Source organism: Brevundimonas sp. NPDC055311 (genome assembly GCF_053645695.1).
Genome location: NZ_JBSHMV010000001.1, coordinates 586,433 through 602,293 on the forward strand (window position 1 = coordinate 586,433; position 15,861 = coordinate 602,293).

General features: G+C 69.3%; 13 protein-coding genes and 1 tRNA gene. 3 read left to right on the forward strand and 11 right to left on the reverse strand.

The genetic code is table 11. The features are described from left to right. Positions 1–10 precede the first annotated feature (10 nt). The 11 genes from gspK to ACWIDZ_RS02825 all read right to left on the reverse strand — a co-directional run bounded on the left by gspK (position 11) and on the right by ACWIDZ_RS02825 (position 13,282). Positions 11–967: a type II secretion system minor pseudopilin GspK gene (gene gspK / locus ACWIDZ_RS02775; RefSeq protein WP_453988351.1), complete on the reverse strand. Its 957-nt coding sequence runs from the start codon at positions 965–967 to the stop codon at positions 11–13. A gap of 26 nt (positions 968–993) precedes the next feature. Further along, complete coding sequence (gspJ, locus tag ACWIDZ_RS02780) at positions 994–1,638, reverse strand: type II secretion system minor pseudopilin GspJ (RefSeq protein WP_453988350.1); 645 nt, start codon at positions 1,636–1,638, stop codon at positions 994–996. Continuing rightward, the gene (gspI, locus tag ACWIDZ_RS02785) at positions 1,635–2,000 is read right to left on the reverse strand and encodes a type II secretion system minor pseudopilin GspI (RefSeq protein WP_453988349.1); all 366 of its coding nucleotides are present in this window, start codon (positions 1,998–2,000) and stop codon (positions 1,635–1,637) included. Before gspI ends, gspJ begins: the two co-directional genes overlap by 4 nt. Then, a complete protein-coding gene (locus ACWIDZ_RS02790) occupies positions 1,993–2,406 on the reverse strand; it encodes a GspH/FimT family pseudopilin (RefSeq protein ID WP_453988348.1) in 414 nt (137 codons plus the stop codon). The genes gspI and ACWIDZ_RS02790 overlap by 8 nt, the downstream gene beginning before the upstream one ends. 124 nt (positions 2,407–2,530) lie before the next feature. Continuing rightward, on the reverse strand, positions 2,531–2,944 hold the full coding sequence (gene gspG / locus ACWIDZ_RS02795) for a type II secretion system major pseudopilin GspG (RefSeq protein ID WP_453988347.1): 414 nt from the start codon (positions 2,942–2,944) through the stop codon (positions 2,531–2,533). 152 nt (positions 2,945–3,096) lie between these two features. Further along, on the reverse strand, positions 3,097–4,320 hold the full coding sequence (gene gspF / locus ACWIDZ_RS02800) for a type II secretion system inner membrane protein GspF (RefSeq protein ID WP_453988346.1): 1,224 nt from the start codon (positions 4,318–4,320) through the stop codon (positions 3,097–3,099). After that, positions 4,320–5,813 (reverse strand): type II secretion system ATPase GspE, encoded by a 1,494-nt coding sequence (gspE, locus tag ACWIDZ_RS02805; RefSeq protein ID WP_453988345.1) that lies wholly within the window; start codon positions 5,811–5,813, stop codon positions 4,320–4,322. The genes gspF and gspE overlap by 1 nt, the downstream gene beginning before the upstream one ends. Beyond that, on the reverse strand, positions 5,810–7,930 hold the full coding sequence (gene gspD, locus ACWIDZ_RS02810; RefSeq protein WP_453988344.1) for a type II secretion system secretin GspD: 2,121 nt from the start codon (positions 7,928–7,930) through the stop codon (positions 5,810–5,812). The genes gspE and gspD overlap by 4 nt, the downstream gene beginning before the upstream one ends. Further along, complete coding sequence (locus ACWIDZ_RS02815) at positions 7,927–8,769, reverse strand: type II secretion system protein N (RefSeq protein WP_453988343.1); 843 nt, start codon at positions 8,767–8,769, stop codon at positions 7,927–7,929. Before ACWIDZ_RS02815 ends, gspD begins: the two co-directional genes overlap by 4 nt. A 215-nt stretch (positions 8,770–8,984) precedes the next feature. Next, on the reverse strand, positions 8,985–11,678 hold the full coding sequence (locus ACWIDZ_RS02820; RefSeq protein WP_453988342.1) for a TonB-dependent receptor domain-containing protein: 2,694 nt from the start codon (positions 11,676–11,678) through the stop codon (positions 8,985–8,987). A gap of 89 nt (positions 11,679–11,767) precedes the next feature. After that, on the reverse strand, positions 11,768–13,282 hold the full coding sequence (locus ACWIDZ_RS02825) for a hypothetical protein (protein WP_453988341.1): 1,515 nt from the start codon (positions 13,280–13,282) through the stop codon (positions 11,768–11,770). A gap of 323 nt (positions 13,283–13,605) precedes the next feature. Between ACWIDZ_RS02825 and ACWIDZ_RS02830 the strand changes: the two genes are divergently transcribed. The 3 genes from ACWIDZ_RS02830 (at position 13,606) to ACWIDZ_RS02840 (ending at position 15,728) form a co-directional block, all read left to right on the forward strand. Beyond that, positions 13,606–15,033: an amino acid permease gene (locus ACWIDZ_RS02830; protein ID WP_453988340.1), complete on the forward strand. Its 1,428-nt coding sequence runs from the start codon at positions 13,606–13,608 to the stop codon at positions 15,031–15,033. A gap of 96 nt (positions 15,034–15,129) precedes the next feature. Next, positions 15,130–15,203 (forward strand) — tRNA-Cys (locus tag ACWIDZ_RS02835). Positions 15,204–15,236: 33 nt separating this feature from the next. Next, positions 15,237–15,728, forward strand: a complete 492-nt coding sequence (locus ACWIDZ_RS02840; RefSeq protein ID WP_346487867.1) for a redoxin family protein — start codon at positions 15,237–15,239, stop codon at positions 15,726–15,728. The last annotated feature ends 133 nt before the right edge of the window (positions 15,729–15,861 follow it).

The window sequence follows — 15,861 nt, forward strand, 5'->3', positions numbered from 1 at the left end:
TCTTCCATGCTCATTCTTCAGGCGTCCAGCGACGGATGACGGTGCGCGCCGCGCCATCGGGCGCGACGTGGATCAGGGCGGTGCGGACGGCGCGGGCGTCGCCGTGCTCGATCTCGACCCTCAGGTCGAAATAACGGGTGGCCAGGGTGATCTGACCCTTTGTCCCTTCGTCGACAACCACGCCCGAAAGGGCGGGCTGGGCCCAGAAGGCGTCAGGGCTGCTCCAGCCCGTCGCCGGGCGCGCGGCGATCGCCGCCTTGGCCGCGTTCAGCCCCACCACGCCCCGGCTGATCGCGACCAGCAGCACGGCGTCCTGCGGCTCCAGCGTGTTGACGTTCAGGGGCGACAGCCGCGCCTCCGGCAAGGCGCACAGATACGGCCTCAGACGGCGATAGAGGGCGTCGTCCACTCCCGAGACCGCGCGCAACTCGCTGACCTCGGCCAGCATGACCCCGCCGGTGCGGTAAGGCGTCGGGCGGCTGGCGTAGGCGGCGTCTTCCGCCCCCTGCGGCGACACCTCGTCATCGCCGTCCATCCAGTCGGTCAGGGCCGCCGCGACCGCCGCTATCCGCCCGCGCGGAGTGCCCAGCGCCTCGCCGAGCGTGATGAACTGCGCCGCCCCTTCGGGCCGCGCCATCAAATCCTCGCCCTGCCCCAAGACCAGACTGTTCAGATTGAAACACGACTGACCGTCGCGGATCACCGCCCGCCCCTCGCCGTCTTCCAGCGGCAAGGCGAAGATGCGACCGTTCCACTGTGGCTGAAGCGGCGTGCGCGCCGGATCGGCGCGGACCAGATCGGACAGCCGCCGCCGCGCCAGCGCCTCCGCCCCCGCCGCAAAACCTTGCGCCTGCGCCTGGCGCTCGGCGTTGGTGGTGCGGCGCACGGAAAAGCGCACGTCGTCCAGCAGCACCACGCACAGCGCCGCCATCACCGCCACCAGCAACAGGACGGTCAGCAAGGCCATGCCCCGACGATCGCGCGCGCCTTCCCTCATGCGGCGGCGACCAGAAACAGCTGCTCGACCGGGCCGAAACCGTCCAGCGTCAGCGTCACCCGCACGGCGTCCGGCAGGGGCCTGTCGCTGCTGGCGGCAAAGGCGGGCGCCTCGGAGCCGTTCTGGATGAAGGCGACGCGGGCCTCCTTCACCCCGCGATACAGCACCTGCGGCGGCCCGGCCCGCGCCCCGTCCAGATAGGGGGCCACGCGCCGCTCCAGCCGATCCTCGACCAGCCGGTATTCGACCCGCTGCAAGGAGGCGCGCGGCACGGCGTCGGGATTGCTCCAGCCGCTGCGGGCCAGCACCAGCAGCGGGTCGCCCGGCAACTGCGGCCCCATGATCGCCTGAGGCGCCGGGCGCCCCGTCGGCCCGCGCACCCGCCGCGCCGTCGCCTGCGCCAGATCGGCGCGCAGCAGGGCGCGCGTGCGTTGCAGCGCCGCCACCCGGTCCGCGTTCGCCTTCACCGCGAACCGCGTCTCAATCGATTGCCCCAGCACCAACGCGCCCGCCCCCGCCAGTAAGGCGAAGATCAGCAGGGCGATCATGACCTCGACAAGGGTGAACCCGGCTCTCTTTCTTCCGCTATCGCTCGCCGCGCGGCGGCTCGCTGCTTGAGCGGATAGGCGATCTTTCCTCATGCGCCCGCCGCCCGGAACAGCACGCGCTCGGCGGCCTGTTCCTCATCGGCGAAGACGCGCACGTCGATGCGGCCGACGCCCGGCATGTCCGTCGCGCTGACCACCCGCACCCAGCGCCATTCGCGTCCGCCCAGAGAGGCTTGTCCCGCCGTGCTGCCGCTGGGCAGGTCGCGCGCGATCATCGCCTCGGCGGCGACATTGTCAGCGACGACGCCGCCCAGCGTCCGCGTCTCGACCCGCGTCGCCGAGCGCGTGCTCTCGCCCGACAGGTTCAACAGCGCCATCGCCGCCAGACCGAACACGGCCAGCGCCACAAGGCATTCGATCAGGGTGAAGCCCGCGCGTTGCGTGCCCTCACTCATGGATCGTCACCTCGCCCGCCCCGTCGATGGCGACGATGACGGAGCGGCCCTCACGCTCCAGTCGCACGCTGGCGGCGTCGGCGCCGCCGGTGGGATCGAACACGGCGCGAGCGGCTCCGGCGACGGCGGCGCCATCGCCCCATGCCTTCGGCGCCAGAACGCCCGTCAAAGGCGTCCAGACGGCGCCGTCGAAACTCTCGAAACCATAGCCCGCCACATCGGCGCGCAGGGCCACCGGGCGATTAGTCATCACCGCCTCTTCGCGCGCCAGCGTCAGGCGCGCGGCGAACCGCTCGGCCTCGACGGCCAGCGTCGGGCGCGGGTCCGGCATGGACAGGATCACCGCCCCGGCCGCCACGCCGATGATGGCGATGACGACCATCAACTCGACAAGGGTAAACCCCATTCTTTGTTCGCTGCCGCGCGCGCCTCGGGCGCGCGCTGCCTGAGCGAGTTGTCGGGCGCTACCGCTCGCCGCGCGGCGGCTCGCGGCTTGAGCGCAGTGGAGCGCGCGCATCGACCGGGCGTGGTCAGCCCTGCCAGTTGCCGATGTCGGCGTCATTCCCCTCGCCCCCTTCCTGGCCGTCGGCGCCGAAGGACCAGATGTCGAACTGGCCGCCATGGGCGCTGCGGCGGCGGTACTGGTAGGGATTGCCCCACGGATCTTCCGGCAGGCGACGGACATAGCCGCCCTGGCGATAGCGTTCCGGCCGCGCCAGATCGGCGGGCGGCGCGGTCAGGGCCTTTAGCCCCTGCTGGTCCGTCGGGAAGGTCAGATTGTCGAGGCGATAGGTCTCCACCGCCTGCTCCAGCACCGAGATGTCGGCCCGCACCTTGCCGACCATGGCCTTGTCCTGACTGGGCAGGACATTGATCGCCACCACAGTCGCCAACAGGCCGATGATGACGATGACGACCATGAGTTCGACAAGGGTGAAACCCATTCTTTGTTCGCTACCGCGCGCTGCTTGAGCGAGTGGTCGTGCGCTACCGCTCGCCGCGCGGCGGCTCGCTGCTTGAGCGCGCCGGGTGCGCGCCTTGGCGATGTGGCGCAGACGTCGAGCGCAGGTCTTGAGAACGGACATCAATGCCTCTCTCACCCCAAAGCCAGGGTGTTGATCTGAAGGATGGGGAGCAGGATCGACAGCACGATCACGGCGACGATCCCGCCCATGACCACGATGATCGCCGGCTCCAGCAGGCTGAGCATCACGGCGGTGAAGTTGGAGAATTCGCGCTCCAGATAGTCGGCCGCACGCTCCAGCATGGGCTCCAGCCGACCGCTGCTTTCGCCGGATGCGGTCATGTAGACGAGGATGGGCGGGAAGACCTCGGCGCGGCGCATGGCGGCCGACAGGCCGCCGCCTTCGCGCACGGCCTCGGCCATCTGTTCGGTGGCGCGGCGCAGGGCGCGGTTGGAGACGGTGCGGGCGGTGATGGTCAGCCCCTCCAGCACCGGCAGGCCCGCCGCGATCATGGTCGACAGGGTGCGGGCCATGCGCGCCCCGTGCAGGTCGCGCGTCAACCGCCCGATCAGCGGCAGCCTCAAGACCCAGGCATCCAGCTTCAGCCGCACCGCCTCGCGCCGCCGCGCGATCAGGCCCGCCGCGACCACGGCGGCGAGGACCAGAAGCAGCAGCCAGCCCCAGTCGCGCATCAGGTCCGACAGGCCGATGACCAGGCGCGTCAACAGCGGCAGGGTCTGGCCCATGCTGTCGAACTGATCGACCACCTTGGGCACGATATAGGTCATCATGGCGACGATGACGCCCAGCGCCACCACCGCCAGCACGCACGGATAGACGAGGGCCGTCAGCACCTTGCCGCGCACGACCTCGTCGCGCTCCAGCCCGTCGGCCAGCCGTTCGAGAATAGGCTGAAGCGCGCCCGACTGCTCGCCCGCCGCCGTCATGGCGCGATACAGCGGCGGAAAGGCCGCGCCCTGCTGGCCCATGGCGTCGGACAGGCGCCGCCCCTCGATCACCCCGGCGTGGACGCCTTCCAGCACGCGGCGGACGTTGGGCCGGTCGGCCTGAAGCATCAGGTTGCGCAGCGCCTCCTCCAGCGGAGAAACCGAGATCAGCGTCGCCAGCTGCCGCGTCGTCAGCGCCAGCGCCTTGGGCGACAGTCGCCCGGTCCTTCCCTGTCCTTGGCCGGATTTCGACGCCGTGACCGCGCCCGAACGACCGGGCGAAAGTTGCAACGGCGCCAGCTGACGCTTCGCCAGCGCCTTGCGCGCGGCCGCCTCGTCGGCGGCGGTCAGGGAGCCGCTGACCGTGCGCCCCATGGCGTCGGCCGCCACATAGTCGAAGGCCGCCATCAGGCCGCGACCTCTTCGGCGGCGGTTTCCTGACGCGCCACGCGCAGGGCTTCCTCGACCGAGGTGACGCCGTCCAGCACCAGCGCCCGCGCCCGGTCGGCCAGGGTCCCGCCGCGCGCGAAGGCGGCGTCGAACACCGCGTCTTCATCCGCGCCCGAGGCAATCAGGCGGCGCACCTTCTCGTCCACCGTCAGGGTCTCATAAAGGCCGATGCGCCCGACATAGCCGGTCGAGCCGCAGTCGGCGCAGCCGTGCGGCCGCCAGACGCGCACGCCCTCTTCGGCGCCGATCAACCGCGCCGTGGCCTTGTCCGCCGTCTCCTCGATCCGGCAGTGCGGGCACAGGCGCCGCACCAGCCGCTGGGCCACCACCAGCCGCAGGGTCGAGGCCAGCAGGAAGGGCTCGACGCCCATGTCGCGCAGCCGCGTCACGGCGCCGGCCGCATCATTGGTGTGGACCGTCGACAGCACCAGATGGCCGGTCAGGGAGGCCTGAACAGCGATGGCCGCCGTCTCCGTATCGCGGATTTCGCCGACCATGACCACGTCGGGATCCTGGCGCAGGATGGCGCGCAGGCCGGCGGCGAAGGTCATGCCGACCTTGGGGTTCACCTGGGTCTGGCCCACGCCTTCGATAGCGTATTCGACCGGGTCTTCGACCGTCAGGATGTTGCGCGAGCCGTCGTTCAGCAGCGACAGCCCGGCATAGAGGCTGGTCGTCTTGCCTGAGCCGGTCGGCCCGGTGACGAGGATGATGCCGTTCGGCTCGGCCAGGGCATGGCGGAAGGCCTCCAGCGCCGCCGGGTCCATGCCCAGCCGGTCCAGCGTCAGCCCGGCCTGATCCTTGTCCAATATCCGCAGCACCACCCGCTCGCCCGCGCGCGACGGCAGGGTCGAGACGCGCACATCCAGCGACTTGCCGCCCAGCGTCAGGGGGATGCGCCCGTCCTGGGGTTTACGCTTCTCGGCGATGTCGAGGCGCGCCATGACCTTGATGCGCGACACCAGCAGGGGCGCCACGCGCGGGTTCAGGCTCAGCGCTTCGCGCAGCACCCCGTCCACCCGCATCCGCACCAGCAGCCGCGTCTCATAGCTTTCCAGATGCACGTCCGAGGCGCCGATGCGGGCGGCCTCGGCGATGACCCCGTTGATCAGGCGGATGACCGGCGCGTCGTCCGTGGCGTCCAGCAGGTCGGCCGCCGCCGGGATGTCGTCCACCAGACTGTCCAACCCGACCGGCAGGGACAGGTCGTCGCCGTCGGCGGCCGTCAGTTGCTCGCCCGCATAGACTTCCGACAGCTTGCGATCGAAGGCGACGGCGCTGAGCGGCGTCGCCTCCAGCGGGCGGCCCAGCGCGCGGCGCGCCTCGACCAGAGCCAGAGGGTCGGCGCCCTCGCGCACGCCGACCGCCATCACCTCGCCCGCCGCCAGCAGCAGGACGCCGTGGGTCTTGGCGAAGCCGTAGGGCAGGCGCGGGTCGACGACGGTGATCACCGGGCGGCCCCCGTCACGGGCGGCAAGGGACGCGCCGCCACCGGCGCTGCGGGGGCGATGACCAGAGGCTCGCCCGCTGCGGGCGCCGCAGGCGGCTGGGCCTGCATATAGTCGCGCAGCAGGGCGTCCAGACTCGGCTCGCGATCGGGGTGAACCCGCTGCTGCTCGCCGCGCATATAGCCCCAGCGATCGGCCGCCAGCCCTTGGGCGTCTGCGGAGGTGCGCAATATGGTCGGGCGCAGGAAGACCATCAGATTGGTCCGCCCCCGCTCGCGGCTGGTCGAGCGGAACAGGACGCCGACGCCCGGAATGTCGCCCAGACCCGGCACCTTGCTCGTCTCCAGCCGGTCGTTCTGATCCAGCAGGCCGCCCGCCACGGCGATGTCGCCGTCATCGACCACCAGCGTCGTCTCCAGTTCGCGCTTGTCCAGGATCAGGTCGTTGGCGCCGCTGGTCAGCAGGCCGTTGATGCTCGACACCTCCTGCCGCAGCGTCAGGGTGATGGAGCCGCCGGCGTTGATCTGGGGCCGCACCGTCAGGCGCACGCCGATGTCCTTGCGCTCGGTCGTAGTGAAGGGATTGGAGTTGCCGTCCAGAATGGTCTGGCCGGTGGTGATCGGCACCTCCTGCCCGACCAGGAAGGTCGCCTCTTCATTGTCCAACGTCATGATCGACGGGGTCTGCAACAGGTTCGAGCCCGCGTCCGTCTTGGCCGCATTGATGATGAAGCCGAACAGGCCCTCGCCCCACTTGCCGCCCGCCCCGCCGACGAAGCCGTTGGCGCCCAGCAGGCTGTTCAGCGCCAGGTTCTGCAGTCGCTCGCGCAGGGGATCGTCCTTGTCGAGCTGACCCGCCGCCGCCCCGCCCGCGATGGGAACCAGCGGCGCCGCGCGGTCGGAATAGTTGGTCAGGCCGACGCCCTGCTCGCCCGCCATCAGCCACTGCACGCCCAGATCGCGCACGGCCTTGTCGCTCAGCTCGACGACGATGGCTTCGATCAGCACCTGCTGGCGGCGCACATCCAACTGGCGGATCACCTCGGTCAGGGTGCGTTGCAGGTCCGCCGGGCCGGAGATGACCAGGGCGTTGGCTCCGGGGAAACGGGCGATGGTGGCGCGCTGGCCGGTGGCGGTCACGGTGGTCGCGCCGATCGGGCCGCTGTCGGCCTCGCCCGTCGTGGTCAAGCCGCCCGACCCCATGCCGCTGGTCGCATTGGTCGCCGCTGCGCGGGCCGTCCGCAGGCGCGGAGACGAGGGCGCCGCCGCATCCGCAGGCTGGCCGACAATCTGTTGCAGAACCGGCAGAAGCTGTTCGGCGTCGGCGTGTTCAAGGAAGACGACGTTGACGTCCTGACTGGCTCGCGCCCGGCCGTCCAGATCGGCGATCAGGCCGCGCACCCGCGCCAGCGCCTGACCGTCGCCACGCAGCACCAGCGCATTGGAGCTTTCGACCGGGGTGATCGTCACCAGACCCGGCCCGCCGGGACCGCCCGTCACCTGTTGCAGCACCCCGGCGATCTCGCGCGCCGAGGCATTCTCCAGCGCCACCACCTCATAGGCCGAACGGTCCACGTCGATGCGGCCGACCAGCGCCCGGATGCGCGACAGGTTATCGGCGAAGTCGGCCACGACCACGCTGTTGGCGCCGGGATTGGCCAGCACCTGCCCCTGCGCCCCGACCAGCGGCCGGATCGTCTCGGCGGCCGAGGCGGCGTCGATGTGGCGAAGGGTGAAGACCTCGGTCGAGAACCGCTCGGCGCCGACGGTGGCCGGGCCCTGCGCCGCCCCCTGCGCCGGACTGATGCGATAGGCGCCCGACGATGTCGGCGTCACCACCAGACCATTGGCCCGCAGCGTCGACAGGAAGACCTCGAATAGCTGGGCGCGGGTCAGAGGGCGCGGGCTGGACACCGTCACCGTCCCGGTCACCGCCGGATCGACGATGAAGGTCCGGCCCGTCGTACGCGCGACATCCTGCACAAAGGCGCGGATGTCGGCGTTCTGGACGTTCAACGTCTGACGCGCCTCCTGGGCCATCACCGGCGTAGCGGCCAGCGGCTGGACCGCCAGAACAGCGGCCAGAACGCCGGTGAGAATGCTGCGGTTACGGGCCTTCATGGGCGCGTCCTTACGGTGGTGGAGCGGACCTGACCGTCGCGCTCGAACTGGATCTGGGCCGAGGGAGCATCGGCCAACTGGCCGCGCAGGGCGGCGAGCGCCTGCGGACTGTTCAGGGCCGCGCCGTTGACCGACAGGATAACGTCGCCTGAGCGCAGGCCTGCGTTGCGCAGCTCGCCCCCGTCGCCCGAGGCGGAAACGGTCAGGCCGTTGATTCCCAGCCCCTGAATGCGCGGCCGCAGCCCCGCCTGGGCGATCAGACGTTGAGGATCGACCATCACGCCTTCGGCCGAAGCGGGTTCGGGCGCAGTCACGGCGGATTGCGCCGCCGCGACAGGCGCAACGGGTGCGGCGCCCGAGGCCATGTCGGGAAAGTCGAGACGGAAAGGCGCGCCGCCGCGCGACAGCATGACGTGGTCGGGGGCGACGGCGTTCAGGGTCAGCCCCGGCTCCACCTCCTCGCCCGCCCCGGCCGACACTTGGCGTCCATCCGACAGGCCGATGATGGCCGAGCCGCCGCCCACGCCGTCCGCGCGCACGCCGAACAGGGTCAGCCCCCCGCCGTCCGACGGCGCCGCCTCGGCCCCGCCCCCGCCGTTGCGGAAGAAGGCGTCGAAGCGCGACAGCACGCCCAGGTCGATCTCAGATAGAGGCCGCGCCTCCACGGCCTGCGGCGTCGGCGCCGCGAACAGCCAGACCAGCCGCCCGGCCTGCACGAGAAGAAGCAGGATCAAGGCCGCCTCGACCACGCGCCGCAGCGACGGACGGCGAAGGGACAGGCCGCCCTTGCCCAACGAAACGGCGCTCAGTTTGCGAAGGCCAGCGAGCAAGGAAGACATCCCCCACGGCCTCTCGCGGCCGCACCGCCTCCCTAGGCGGATGCTCCGTACCCGGCTCGCTCCGAACCATGACAGCGTCGAGAAGTTGTCACGACAGATGCAGCGGGTTCGGACGGAATGACGCGAAACATTCACCCTTCCCAACAGGAAAGGGGACGCAAAAAAGCCGGGAGACCGCTGGGGCCTCCCGGCTCGATGTCCGACGCTGCCGCCGCTTAGAAGCGCGCCGTCAGGCTGACCGAGGCGCTCTGGCCCAGATCGTACTGGTTGATGCGGATCTTGTTGCCCTTCTCCTGGTACTCCTCGAAGTCCGTCCCCAGCAGGTTGCGCAGCTCCAGGGCGAAGCCCAGGTCGCGGCCCTTCACGGTGAAGTCCTTGCGATAGACGAAGTCGAGAACGGCGCCCGGCTCCTGCAGGTAATCCGGCTCGCGCGCCGTGCCCACGCCCGCGCCGCGCGCGGTGATCCGCTCCGAGACGTAGTTCAGGATGAAGGTCGCCTGCGACCGCGCCGTGTCGTCCTCCCAACCCAGTTGCAGGTTGGCGACGTGCTCCGACTGGCCTTGCAGACGGCTGCCGTCCTGGATGAAGAACGACGCCTGTTCGGGACGCCCGCCGCCGCCCAGGGTGATGACGGTGTCGCCCTCGCCGACCGAGACGTCAGAGTCCGACCAGGTGTAGTTGGCCTGCACCAGCCAGCGCTTGTTGGAGATGAAGGCCGCCTGATCGGCGAACTCGAAATACTTCTTTACCTCGGCCTCGACGCCCATGACGATCGCTTCCGGCGCGTTCAGGAAGGTCTGCTGGCGCTGGTTGCCGACATCGACGATCACCGCTTCGACCGGCTTGTCCAGCTTCTTGTAGAAGACGCCCGCGGTTACGAACTGCTGGCGGCCGAAATACCATTCCCAGCGCGCGTCCAGGTTCAGGATCTCGGTGTCCGTCAGATAGGGGTTGCCGATGAAGACGCGGTCGCTTTCCGGGTCGGTATAGGCCTGGGGCGCCAGTTCGCGGAACTGCGGACGACCGATGGTCTTGGACGCGCCGAAGCGCAGTTGCTGATCCTCGGTGAAGTTCCACGTCGCGGTGAACGACGGGAGCCAATACTGCTCCTCGATCTCCGTCGCCTCATAGGACGAGGCGCCGCCGAACAGGTCGTGCGGGGTCACGCTCTGCTGGCCGTCCTCGAAGCGGACGCCGAAGGTGGTCCGGATGGTCGGCACGAACTCGGCGTCGACCATGGCGTAGACCGCGTTGACCTTCATGTCGGCGTCATAGGCGTTTGCGCCGTTCGAGCCGGCGATCTCGCGCAACTGCAACGTCCACGGATTGATGTTGTAGTCCGAGAACAGATAGTCGATCCGCGCGCGGCGCTGACTGTCGGTCAGGCCGTTGACGGCCTCGAACTGAAGGTCGTGACGCTCGGCCGAGCGGGTGTTGTCCAAGGTCGAGGCGCCGACGCTGATGGTCGCCTCGCGGCCCGCCGCCATCGGCAGCTTGTAGGCCAGGTCCACGCCGCCGGACCAGATTTCGTCGTCCAGTTCGCTGAACGAGATCTGGTTGCCCTGGACGTTGTGGATGAAGCGGTCCTGGGCGTCGACGCCGTACTGGAAGCGCGATTCATAGGGAGCGTCGCGCGAGGTCTTGGCGTAGGCCGCGCGCCAGTCCAGCTTCCACTCGCCGTCAGCGCCGAAGTAGTGCTCGCCCGCCAGTTGGCTGGTGAACAGCTGACGCACGAACCACTCGGTGTAGTCGTTGCGGATCACGCTGCCGCCGGCGTCGAAGTCCGGCCCGGCCGAGGTGCGCGCGCGCTTGGTCGTGGTGCGGACGTAGAGGTTGGTCCACTTCACCTCATGATCGTCGGTCGTCAGCGACAGACCCCCCAGGAAGTTCAGGCGCACGTCGTTCTGGTTGGACTCGACGTCGAAGGTCGAAACCGGCACCAGATCGTCGCCCTGGAACTGGCCCTCTTCCTGGATCGCCTGGCGCGTGCGCCAGGAGTTGTCGTAACCGGCGACGGCGATGACGCCCAGGTCGCCGATCTCGGTCGGGGTGCGGAAACCGCCCGCCAGTTCCAGGCTGCCGTCGACCGGGGTCTGCTGGCGCTGCATCAGGCGCAGCGGCGCATTGACCAGCGACCGCCCCATGGCCTGCACTTCAGACGCTGAGAAGTTGGCCAGGTTGATCTGCTTGCCGAGACGGAAGGCCTGGGCGATCTGGCCCGGAACCTTGCGCGTCTCGTCGTCGAAGCCGGTCCAGTCGGTGTCCGAGCCGTAATAGACTAGGTTGTCGCGGCCCGTCGTCTCGGTGTTGCCGCCGACGCCCGCCTTGAAGGTCAGGAAGGGTTCGGCCGGGGCGTCCACGGTGCGCAGGTCGATGACCCCGCCGCCGAACTCGCCCGGATAGTTGGGGGAATAGGATTTCTGAACCGTCACGCCCGCCAGGATGCTGGAGGGAAACAGGTCCAGCGGCACCACGCGCTGCAGCGGTTCGGGGCTGGGCAGCGGCGAGCCGTTCAGCAGGGCCGAGGAATAACGCTCGCCCAGGCCGCGCACATAGACGAAGCGGCCCTCGACGATCGACAGGCCCGTCACGCGCGTAAGGGCTGCGGCAGCGGTGGAATCGCCGGTGCGCTGCAGGTCTTCCGAGGTCAGGAAAGCGGCCACCTCGGCGCTCTGACGGCTCGGTTCGGGAATGTTGCGGCCCAGGACGACGATATCGCCCAACTGGGTGGCCGGGGTCTGCGACACCTGATCCGGGCTTTCCGGATCGGCGGGCAGTTCGTTGCTCAGGGCCACGGCGGCGACGGGAGCGGACGCCTGGGCGAGCGCGAGGCTGGGCGCGCCGAAAGCGGCGACGAGAGCGCTGCTGGCCAGCAGCACCCCGTTACGGGTCAGGGTCTTGTTCTTCATGTTCGGCTGCCTTGCGTAGGTCGAGAGAGGCTGGACGCTCAAAGGGTCGGCGGCGGCCCTTTCGGACCGCCGCCTCGCCAGAGGGTTCATCAGCACTTCGCGTTGGCGGTCAGGCCGCAGGTCCAGCCCTGCCACCAGGTGTCCGAAGCGTTCTTCACGGCGCCGATGTAGTCGGTGTCGACGAAGGCGGCGTGGACGCTGGAAGCCTTGACCGGGGTCACGGCGGTTTCATTGGCGCCGTTGATGAAGGTCAGGACCTGGTTGGTGATCGTCACGCCCGAAGTCGGGGCGGTCAGGGTCGAGGTCCCCTTGGCCGTGTTGTTCGTCCCGGCCGTGAAGATCGGCTCCGAACGGGCGGCGCCGCTGGCGCGGTAGGAGATGCCGCAGGACATGAAGACCGAGTTGAACACCGGGTTCACGCTGGCCGTGTCGGAGTCGGCGATGTCCAGGCAGCCGGCCAGAGAACCGGAAACACTGGTGAAGACCGAGTTGATCACGGTCGGCTTCGTGCCCGTGTCAAAGTGGGCGACGGTATGGGCGTCGGTCGGCGAGTTGCGGCCCACCAGGGTCCAGTTGGCGATCTTGGGCTGGGAGTTGTAGCGCTGGGCCAGCGGCGTCGAGGCCGGGGCGGCCGAGAACTCGAAACCGGCCGAGCGGCTGGTCGCGTTCGGGGCGCGCTGGGTCGCGATGCCGAACTGGGCGCCGCCGCGCCAGCCGGTGTCGGTGTCGAAGGCGTCATCGTCTGCGCCGTTGATGACGATGTGCTTCAGATTGACGTTGCCGCCGAAGATTTCGATGCCGTCGTCCGACGAGTTGTAGGACTGGACGTATTCGATGGTGGTGCCGGCGCCGACGCCGGCTAGGGTCAGGGCCTGCAGTTCGTTGCCCGTCGAGATCTCAAAGCCCGAGTAGCGGATCTGGACGTAACGCAGACGGCCCGAGTTGTCGTTGGCGTTGCCGCCGCCGTAGAAGGCGTTGGTGCCCTCGACCTGGCCGGTGCAGGTGACCGGCGCGGTCAGCTGACAGTTGGCCTGAGGCGCGCGACCGGCCAGGACGATCCCGCCCCACTGACCGTGCGAATTCTCGTTCGTCGTGCCTTCGACGTTCTGGCGGCTGGTGAAGATGATCGGTTGCGAGGCCGTGCCCTCGGCGTAGATCTGCGAGCCGCGGTTCACCAGCAGGTAGTCGCCGCCGCCCGAGGCGAAGATGGTCACCCCCGCCTCAACCGTCAGGATGCCCTGCGTGCCCGTGTTGGCCGAGGCGTCGACGCCGCCGTCCGTGCCGACGGCCGTGCGGCCCGAGATCGAATAGATGGTGCCGGCGCGCAGCGGCACCGTCAGCGAGCCGTTGATCTGTTGCGGCAGCTGGCAGTTGCGCAGCGTGCCGTTGGCCATGGTGCCGACGTTGGCGAAGCCGGTCGGGCAGTCAGCGGCGGCCTGGCCGTTGCCGCCGCCGTTGTTGCCGCCCCCGCCATTGTTGCCGCCGCCGTTGCCGAAATCGCCTTCGCCCGGCGAGGCCACCTCGGCCGAACCGCCGCAGGCCGCCAGGGCGAGCGCGCTGGCCGCCACGGCGAGCAGGGTCTTGAAGCTGCTGTTCATCGTCATTCCACCGGTCTGGTCAAAGGATGCGACAGTGGGCGGCTCATCCGCCGCGGATGACCCTGCTTCCCTCCTGCCTCGGCGGCATGGATAGCGGCTGCTGCTTCCGAAGCTTGCGCGCTTCGGTGACGGATCGGCTTAGGTTTCTTGCCGTTTTCTCGCCGTTTGAGTGACGAATTGTCCGGTAACGGAGATTGATGACCCTCATCCGCCGGTCATCGGACGGCGTCTTGAAGCGCACGCCCCCTTGTGTCGCGGACGCGTCTGACGCAACAGGACGCGCCGGTCTGCTCGCCGGCCCCCGACACGCAAAGAAGACGAGATCCCGAATGGGCGGCTGGAACGTGCGCAAGCGCATCACTGTCAACGCGCAGGAACGCAGCCTGGCCCGCAGCCTCAGCTGGCCTCATCTTGTGGCCATGGGCGTGGGCGCCATCGTCGGCACCGGCATCCTGACCCTGATTGGCATCGGCGCCGACAAGGCCGGGCCGGCCGTCCTGCTGTCCTTCCTGATCGCGGGCTTCGTCTGCGCCTGCGCCGCCCTGGCCTATGCCGAGATGGCCTCGACCATCCCCGCCTCGGGCAGCGCCTATACCTACAACTATGTCGTCATCGGCGAGGTCGTCGCCTGGGTCATCGGCTGGAGCCTCATCCTCGAATACAGTCTGGTGGTCAGCGCCGTGGCCGTCAGCTGGTCCGGCTATGCGGCGCCCCTGCTGCACGACTGGCTGGGCCTGCCCATGGCCCTGATGCAGGGGCCGCACGCGGGCGGCGTCGCCAACGTGCCCGCCCTGTTCATCATCCTGGTCATCGCCGGAATGCTGATCATCGGCACCCGCAAGAGCGCCACGCTGAACCTGGCCCTCGTGGTCGTGAAACTGTCGGCCCTGGTGCTGTTCGTCTGGTTCGCCCTGCCCCATTTCAACGCGGCCAATCTGGAGCCGTTCAGCCCCTTCGGCTTCGGCCGCACCATGGGCGAGGACGGGGTCGAGCGCGGCATCATGGCCGCCGCCGCCATCATCTTCTCGGCCTTCTACGGCTTCGACGCCATCGCCACGGCGGCCGAGGAAACCCGCAATCCCAAGCGCGATCTGGCCATCGGCATCGTCGGCTCCATGCTGGCCTGCGCGGCCATCTACACCGTCATCGCCACGGCGGCCCTGGGCGCGACCTCCTTCACCCTGTTCGCCAACAGCCCCGAGCCGCTGGCCCTGATCCTGCGCGAGATCGGCCAGCCGGGCGCCGCCCACTTCCTGGCCGTGACGGCGGTGCTGACCCTGCCGACCGTCATCCTGGCCTTCTTCTACGGCCAGAGCCGCATCTTCTTCGTCATGGCGCGCGACGGCCTGCTGCCGCGCGGCCTGTCGCAGTTGTCAGCCAAGGGCGCGCCCCTGCGGATCACCCTGTTCACCGCCGCCGTGGTGGGGACCATCTCCCTGTTCTTCCCGCTGGACGAGATCGTCGCCCTGGCCAACGCCGGGACGCTGGTGGCCTTCAGCTCCGTGGCGCTGTGCATGTTGATCCTGCGCCGCCGCTCGCCGGATCTGCCGCGCGGCTTCCGCACGCCGCTGGCCTGGGTCATCGGCCCGATCGCCATCGCCGGCTGCCTCTATCTGCTGGCCAGCCTGCCGCAGAAAACGCAAGCGTGGTTCCTGATCTGGAACGTGATCGGCGTCGGCGCCTATCTGCTCTACGGCCGTCGCTTCAGCGTCGCCCGTCGTGAGGCCGAGGAAGCCGAACAGGCCGCCGACGACTGATCCATACAGGGGGCGCTGCGACCGGCGCCCCCGCTAATCCTCAACCGGCCCAGGCGGTCCCCGGCGCCGCCTGCTATCCAGACGCCTCGCCCCGATGGCCGGATGGCGGAGCGGTTACGCGGCGGAGTGCATATCCGTCCAGCCTGGTTCGATTCCAGGTCCGGCCTCCATCGGGGCGCCCTGCCGTTCAGGAGCCGCCCCCCATGCGTCGCCCCATGCATCGCCCCGCGCCCCCGATCGACGCCGTGGACTGGCTGAACACGCCCGAGCCGGTGCGTCTGGAAGACCTGCGCGGCAAGGTCGTCTGCATCGCCTTTCTGCAACGCCTGTGCCCCGGCTGCTCCCACTACGCCCTGCCGCAGGCCCGGCGCGTGGCCGAGACCTTCACCTCCGGCGAGGTCGCCGTTCTGGGCGTCCACAGCGTGTTCGAACATCACGACCAGCAGTCGGACCGCGCGGGCCTGACCCAATGGCTGGCCGAGCACGGTTGCCGTTTCCCCGTCGCCGTCGACGCGCCTTCGGCCGACACCACCGCGCCGCGCACCATGACCGCCTTCAATCTTCAGGGCACGCCCAGTTTGGTGCTGGTCGACCGGCTGGGCCGGATGCGGATGCGCCGCTTCGGCCCCGTCGCGGACATGATGCTGGGCGCCGAGATCATGGCCCTGCTGCTGGAGCCTGCAACCGTCGCGTGAAAAGCCGCACCGCCTGCTTGCCCCAGTGTCAAATGCTCATTTTATTGAGCATCCAGAACATAAAATCAGTGACTTAGGCCAAAACCATAAAGGGCTTGGCGCCTGATCCGTTATCGTGCCCACTATCCTGGAC